Here is a 7,058-nt window from a genome sequence, read left to right on the forward strand (position 1 = left end):
AATAACTAAATGAAAACGCTCTTAATTTGGGAGTGTGGCCAAGACCTTGGTCACATCTCTCATCTAGCTACCATAGCAAAAGTGCTTCACGATTTAGGCAGTGATATCTTTCTGTGTGTAAAGGATGAGGTAAATATTGCCAACGTTTTTCAGAGTATACCTTACAAGCTCATACCATTTCCGAAATTAAATGCTCCAATCAGTCATCGCCCTACTTTTTCAATGGCTGATGTATTAATTCGTAGAGGCATGTCTGATAAAATCACCTTGAGCAAGCAGTTTAAAAAGTGGCAGGCCGTCTATCAAGCTGTTGAGCCTGATCTTGTTGTTTATGATTTTTCTCCCACCGCGTTATTTTCCTCAGTGGGTCTTGATTTCAAAAAGGTCATCATTGATTCCACTTGGGGTGCTGCTCCGCCTGGTAAACCATTTTTACCGCTCAATTTATGGCAGCCTATGCCTGAAGATCACATACCCAGCAGCGAACTAAAATTAATACAAACCATGAACTCAGTGCTAGAAAATGCTAGCCGGCCGAAATTACAATACGTCAGTGATATTTTTAACGCAGATAAAACCTTAATTTCTAATTACAAAGAACTGGACATTTATGGGCCACAAAGGCAAGACGTTAACTATTTAGGCCCTATATTTTTTAATACTTCGGGCGAAGCTATTACTGTTGGCTCAGGAAAAAAACGTATTTTTATTTATTTAAAAGAAGATCGTAAAATATCAACACTAGCGTTACACTCAATTGTTAAATTTCCGCAGGTAGAGGCACACTTCTTTATTCCCAATGTGAGTCTACATCTAAGAACATCATTAGAACGACTAGGGTTTTCTGTTTATAGCAAACCTATTGCCCTTCAACGTTATATATCAAAGTTTGATTTAATACTTTGCCACGGAGGTACCGGTACGACCGGAGTAGCAATAAAGACCGGTGTACCTGTATTGGTTTTCCCTACACAATTAGAACAACGGAACGTAGGGGAGCTGATCGCTCGCAGTGGCGCAGGTTTAGCAGTAGATGAATACGATTCTATTGAATCAATCTCTACTAAGCTGGAGGCCCTTCTTAGCGAAGAACGATTCAAGATGAGTTGTAAAGAAATCCGCCGGTCTGTGCCCACTAGCAACTCAATTAACACTCAAATTAGGGCACTGTTGCAACCCTTGTGCGTTTAATATTTTTTATTCTAGATTCGTAGAACCATGCAACAGCGGCTAACAACAAAACAATCAATATCGCCAAAGCTGTTGACGTGAAGTTATTTCTATTTACCAACAACAAATCATTTAGTGGTTTTAATAAGTATATTAGTAATACTTGCACCGAAAAAACCTGTAGAGAATTGCGACCCATTGCATTTAAGATAGGCAGCCTAACGTTTCTTTTCACCAAATAAGATATTGAATAGATAAGAAACGAAAAGTTTAGAAGACTCACAAGTCTGAGCCAGCCTAGATTTTGCCTGCTTACGCTTGCCTTAGTCACAATGGGTAATTCCAACCATTGAGATTTTAAGGAATATAGTAAAACGCATACTCCCAGTAAAACTATAGTGATTAATGGCCGTTGAAGAACTTTAAGAAAGCCAGCTTGTTTCGTAATAGCAATGCCTAGCCCTACACCTAAGACCCACAGCACTTGCCAACTAAACCAGTTAAAGTAGCTATATTGACAATCACCACATAGATTAAACATTGAGAATCGGCGAACGGTAATATACGGATCAAAGTACCAGAGCAGTAGGCTGGCGCAAATAGCAATCCAATAGAGCTTTAGTTTAGAAAGCCAAAGTAACAATGGTAGGAGTAGCATAAACCCTGCATACATAGGAATAATATCAAGATGCTTGGGTTGCTGTATTAATAGCGCTTCCATAAAGAGTGTACGTAGGGCGTCAAGCTGTAAGGGTCGCAGCCATCTAACCCAGCTTTCGCCATAAATAGGAACTGTTAAGAAAAGAACGCTAATAATACTCATAGTAACAATGTGATATTTGTATAGCGTCAAAGCTCGATACAGCGGTTTTAGCGAACCATTTGAACCATTAAGTGAACGGCTGTAAATCAAGCCTGCAGTAACGGCAGATAACAGCACAAAACCTTCGGCCGCACTAAAATAACCAAAGGGCTGCCAAGTGTATTTCACCCACCAGCCATTCAAGTGATTGATTGTCATGAGGGTTAATAAGCAACCTCGAATCAAATCTATTCTGTGATCACGCTGTTGGATAGCTAAATGCTCCTTAAACTATTTTGCCAATATCCCTATAGAACCTAGAAGCGCGGACTTAACTGCTTGCGCATCAACTTTATATCACACACATTGGCTTGATGCATTTACAGAACAGCAGATTTTATTGCCGTTCAATAACCCCGCATACTCTTTAATAATGGAAAACCGCCCCAAACCTTACCAAATCTCTTTAATTTTCAGGACCGAATTAATGTCTATTTTGTTCCAGCCACTAAACGTTGGCGCTTACACTCTCAACAACCGCATCATTATGGCGCCACTCACACGCTCACGCGCGAATAGCCCGGGGCGCATACCGAACGAATTGATGGTGGAATATTACCGTCAACGTGCCAGCGCCGGAATGATTTTAACCGAGGCGACTTCAGTTACGCCGATGGGAGTGGGTTACCCCGATACCCCGGGCATTTGGTCTAACGAGCAAACAGAGGGCTGGAAACCCATTACTGAAGCCGTTCATGAACGGGGCGGCAACATTTTTATTCAGCTTTGGCATGTGGGTCGCATTTCAGACCCGCACTATTTAGGTGGTGAGTTACCCGTTGCGCCTTCGGCGATTGCCGCTCCTGGTCATGTCAGCCATATTCGTCCGTTTAAAGATTACGTTACCCCCCGCGCTATGGCGATTGAGGAGATCAAAAACCTGCAATCCATTTATAGACGCGCGGCAGAAAACGCCAAATCGGCGGGTTTTGATGGTGTGGAACTGCACGCCGCCAATGGTTATTTGTTTGATCAGTTCATGCATGAAAGTAGCAACAAACGAACCGACGAATACGGTGGCAGCATTGAAAATCGAGTCCGTCTCCTGTTGGAAATTATCGATGTGTTAGTTGACGTATGGGGTGCAGACAAAGTGGGCGTTCACTTAGCACCAGCAAGTGATGGCGCTGGTCTAGATGATTCAGACCCACGAGCATTGTTTACCTACGTCGCCAAGCAGCTCAGCACTCGCAAAATTGCCTTTATTTTTGCTCGTGAAGACACCAGTACTGAAAACACGGTCGGCCAGCTAGTACGAGAGAATTTCGAGGGCGTGTACATTGCCAATCAACAGCTAACAAAAGAAAGTGGAGAGCAACTCATAGAAAATGGCAGAGCCGATGCCGTCAGCTATGGTCAGTTGTTTATCGCTAACCCCGATTTAGTAGAACGCTTTAAACTTGATGCGGCGCTCAATACGCCCAACCGTGAGACTTACTATTTTAACGAACAAGTGGGCTATACCGATTACCCCTTTCTTAAAAAGAGTGACTAAGGCTAGTCGTTCATTGCCATGATTAGGCTCCGCGAATGTCTATCCATTGGAGTGCTTACTAAAAAAAATTTGACACCTTTAAACGATAGCAATAAAAAACCCTCCGTCTTAGCAACAGGAGGGTTTTAACGGATAAAGCAACAAATTAAAGACTCATCTGTTCAGTCACTATACCCCAGCTAAATTCACACACTGGGCAGAGTCATTATTCACGCTAAGTCAAAACGGTCTGCGTTCATGACCTTGGTCCATGCCGCGATAAAGTCATGCACGAATTTTTCTTGGTTATCATCTTGTGCGTAAACTTCCGCATAGGAACGCAAGATTGAGTTTGATCCAAACACTAGGTCAACTCGCGTCGCGGTCCACTTAACCGTATCTGTATCACGCTCCCGAATTTCATACAGGTTCTCACCTGTTGGAACCCAAGCGTAATTCATGTCGGTTAGGTTGACGAAAAAGTCATTGGTCAGCGCACCTTCACGATCGGTAAAAACGCCATGTTTCGTGCCTTGATAGTTAGTCCCCAAAACACGCATACCCCCTAACAATACCGTCATTTCTGGTGCCGTTAAACCCATCAATTGGGTACGATCGAGCATCAGTTCTTCGGCGCTAACCACATAGTCGCGCTTTAACCAATTCCGATAACCATCGTGCAGAGGTTCGAGCACGTCAAAAGAATCAACATCAGTCAACTCTTGCGTGGCATCACCACGACCCGGTGCAAAAGGGACTGTCACTTCCATGCCCGCTGCTTTAGCTGCCCGCTCAATACCCACATTGCCGGCTAATACGATCACATCGGCAACGCTCGCGCCACTTTCGGCGGCAATAGCTTCGACGACCGCCAATACTTTGCTTAAACGTTCTGGCTCGTTACCTTGCCAATCTTTTTGCGGCGCTAAACGAATACGTGCACCATTAGCTCCACCGCGCTTATCAGAACCGCGGAACGTTCGAGCACTGTCCCATGCCGTAGCGACTAACTCGCTAACGCTTAAACCGCTGTCAGCTATTTTCGCTTTTACTGCTAAAACGTCATAATCTGTGTTGCCCGCTGGCACCGGGTCTTGCCAGATTAAATCTTCTTTTGGTACGTCAGGGCCAATATAACGAGCCTTCGGTCCCATATCGCGGTGGGTTAATTTAAACCAAGCACGCGCAAAAACCGCAGAGAAGTAATCCGGATCGTTATAGAACTTATCCGATATTTTACGATACTCAGGGTCCATCTTCATGGCCATATCAGCATCCGTCATCATTGGATTATATCGAGTTGTTAAATCTTCTACATCGACGGGCTTATCTTCTTCTTTAATGTTGATCGGCTCCCATTGCCAAGCACCGGCAGGGCTTTTTTTCAGTTCCCATTCATAGTTCAGCAACAATTCGAAATAGCCGTTATCCCATTTGGTTGGGTGGGTGGTCCACGCGCCTTCAATACCACTGGTGACTGTGTCCCGGCCAATGCCTCGCTTAGTTTTATTCATCCAACCGAAGCCTTGATTTTCTAATTCGGCTCCTTCAGGGTCAGGGCCAAGTAACCCCGCATCACCATTACCATGAGACTTACCCACGGTATGACCGCCTGCGGTGAGTGCAACTGTCTCTTCATCGTCCATTGCCATACGTTCGAATGTAACGCGTATATCGTGAGCGGTCTTGAGCGGGTCTGGATTACCATCAACACCTTCTGGGTTTACATAAATTAAACCCATCATAACCGCTGCTAATGGGTTTTCTAGGTCACGCTCACCTGAATAGCGACTGCCTTCACTGCCACTTGGCGCAAGCCATTCTTTTTCCGCGCCCCAATAAGTATCTATTTCTGGAGACCATATATCTTCACGGCCAAAGGCAAAACCGTAAGTTTTCAAGCCCATAGACTCATACGCCATGGTACCGGCATAGGCAATTAGATCGGCCCAGCTCAGCTTGTTGCCATATTTTTTCTTAATCGGCCAAAGAATACGACGCGCCTTATCGAGGTTAGCGTTATCAGGCCAAGAATTAAGAGGTGCAAAGCGTTGATTGCCAGTGCCTGCACCGCCACGACCATCAGCAATGCGATAGGTGCCAGCAGAGTGCCAAGACATGCGAATCATTAAGCCACCGTAATGACCCCAGTCGGCAGGCCACCAGCTTTGACTGTCGGTCATTAAGTCGATCATATCTTTCTTCAGAGCGGCGACATCTAAGCTTTTAACAGCTTCTTGATAATTAAAGCCTGCTGCCATCGGGTTAGTCTTGCTATCATGTTGATGCAGAATATCTAGGTTTAGGGCTTTAGGCCACCACGCCATATTGGTCATACTGGTTTCAGTTGCACCACCGTGCATAACTGGGCATTTATTATTAGACATAGGTAAAACTCCTATATTTCGAATGAAAAATCTATACATCTGCGCGCAAGGGAACGACCCTCTCACGTGACACTATTCATCACTTCGACTGATAACTAAAACCAATTATAACTATGCTGCTAATAGCAAAAATCTATCAATCTGACAAACAGGATGAATAAGGCCAATGACATTACATTAGCCAAATATAGAATACTTAACCTAAATCAATCATTCTGCCTGTCCTTGTGCTTGATGGATTTCAACCTGTACCTCGAATAACTTGCACAACATTCATATAGAGACGCGCCATTTTCAAAAAAAAAGCCCTACATTAAAATAGGGCTTTCATCGCTAAATAAAATGAGTCAATCTATTTAGGTAAATACGTTTTACCCATTAAATATTGGTCAACGGCCTGTGCAGCACCTCGACCTTCATTAATAGCCCAGACAATGAGACTTTGGCCGCGACGCGCATCACCACAAGCAAAAACGCCTTTAACGGATGTGTCAAATTCGCCGTAGTCTGCTTTAGCGTTCGAGCGACTGTCTTTTTCTACGCCTAGATCATCAAGGATTTTACCTTCTGGACCGAGGAAGCCCATGGCAAGTAACACTAGATCAGCGGGGTAAACTTTTTCACTGCCCGCGACTTCGTATGGAATCATTTGTCCTTCTGGGTTTTTCTTCCACTCAACACCGATGGTGTGAACGGCATTCACTTGGCCGTTATCGTCTTGTTCAATTTTTTTGGTCATCACCAAGTATTGGCGCGGATCTGCGCCCTGCACAGCAATAGACTCTTCCTGACCATAATCAACCAACAGTTTCTTGGGCCACTGAGGCCACGGGTTGTTGTCTAAACGGGTTTCCGGCGGCTGCGGCATAATCTCCAGCTGAATAACAGAGTTACAGCCATGACGCAACGAGGTACCCACGCAATCGGTTCCGGTATCACCACCACCAATAACGACAACGTCTTTGCCTTTGGCAGAAATGTAAGCGCCGTCTTCATGCTTAGAATCTAATAAACTCTTGGTGTTTTTGGTTAAAAACTCCATGGCGAAATGCACGCCTTTCGCATTACGCCCCAGCACAGGTAAGTCACGCGGAACGGTAGCGCCTGTTGCAATAACCACTGAATCGAATTCATCTGCTAAACGCTGCATCGAAATGTCTTTGCC

General features: G+C 44.5%; 5 protein-coding genes. 2 read left to right on the plus strand and 3 right to left on the minus strand.

Annotated elements, in window-relative coordinates; all coding sequences use genetic code 11:
• Positions 1-9 precede the first annotated feature (9 nt).
• Positions 10-1,191 (plus strand): glycosyltransferase, encoded by a 1,182-nt coding sequence (locus ACI882_RS05845; protein ID WP_411746300.1) that lies wholly within the window; start codon positions 10-12, stop codon positions 1,189-1,191.
• Here ACI882_RS05845 and opgC read toward each other — a convergent pair.
• Entirely contained in the window at positions 1,160-2,245 is a 1,086-nt protein-coding gene (opgC, locus tag ACI882_RS05850; RefSeq protein WP_411748449.1) for an OpgC domain-containing protein, read from the minus strand. The genes ACI882_RS05845 and opgC overlap by 32 nt on opposite strands.
• Positions 2,246-2,459: 214 nt before the next feature.
• On the opposite strand from opgC, the gene ACI882_RS05855 reads away from it, so the two are divergent.
• On the plus strand, positions 2,460-3,527 hold the full coding sequence (locus ACI882_RS05855) for an alkene reductase (RefSeq protein ID WP_411744877.1): 1,068 nt from the start codon (positions 2,460-2,462) through the stop codon (positions 3,525-3,527).
• A 209-nt stretch (positions 3,528-3,736) separates the two neighbouring features.
• Here the strand turns inward: ACI882_RS05855 and katG are convergent, their stop codons facing one another.
• The gene (gene katG, locus ACI882_RS05860) at positions 3,737-5,893 is read right to left on the minus strand and encodes a catalase/peroxidase HPI (protein ID WP_411744876.1); all 2,157 of its coding nucleotides are present in this window, start codon (positions 5,891-5,893) and stop codon (positions 3,737-3,739) included.
• A gap of 352 nt (positions 5,894-6,245) precedes the next feature.
• Positions 6,246-7,058: FAD-dependent oxidoreductase (locus ACI882_RS05865; RefSeq protein ID WP_411748447.1), on the minus strand; the 813-nt coding region annotated here is incomplete at its 5' end.

This window comes from Reinekea sp. (genome assembly GCF_046710285.1).
In the GTDB taxonomy this organism is placed as follows: domain Bacteria; phylum Pseudomonadota; class Gammaproteobacteria; order Pseudomonadales; family Natronospirillaceae; genus Reinekea.

Coding starts and splice junctions, on each gene's coding strand:
- ACI882_RS05845 (WP_411746300.1), top strand. CDS start 10: ATGAAAACGCTCTTAATTTGGGAGTGTGGCCAAGACCTTGGTCACATC.
- ACI882_RS05855 (WP_411744877.1), top strand. CDS start 2,460: ATGTCTATTTTGTTCCAGCCACTAAACGTTGGCGCTTACACTCTCAAC.
- katG (WP_411744876.1), bottom strand. CDS start 5,893: ATGTCTAATAATAAATGCCCAGTTATGCACGGTGGTGCAACTGAAACC.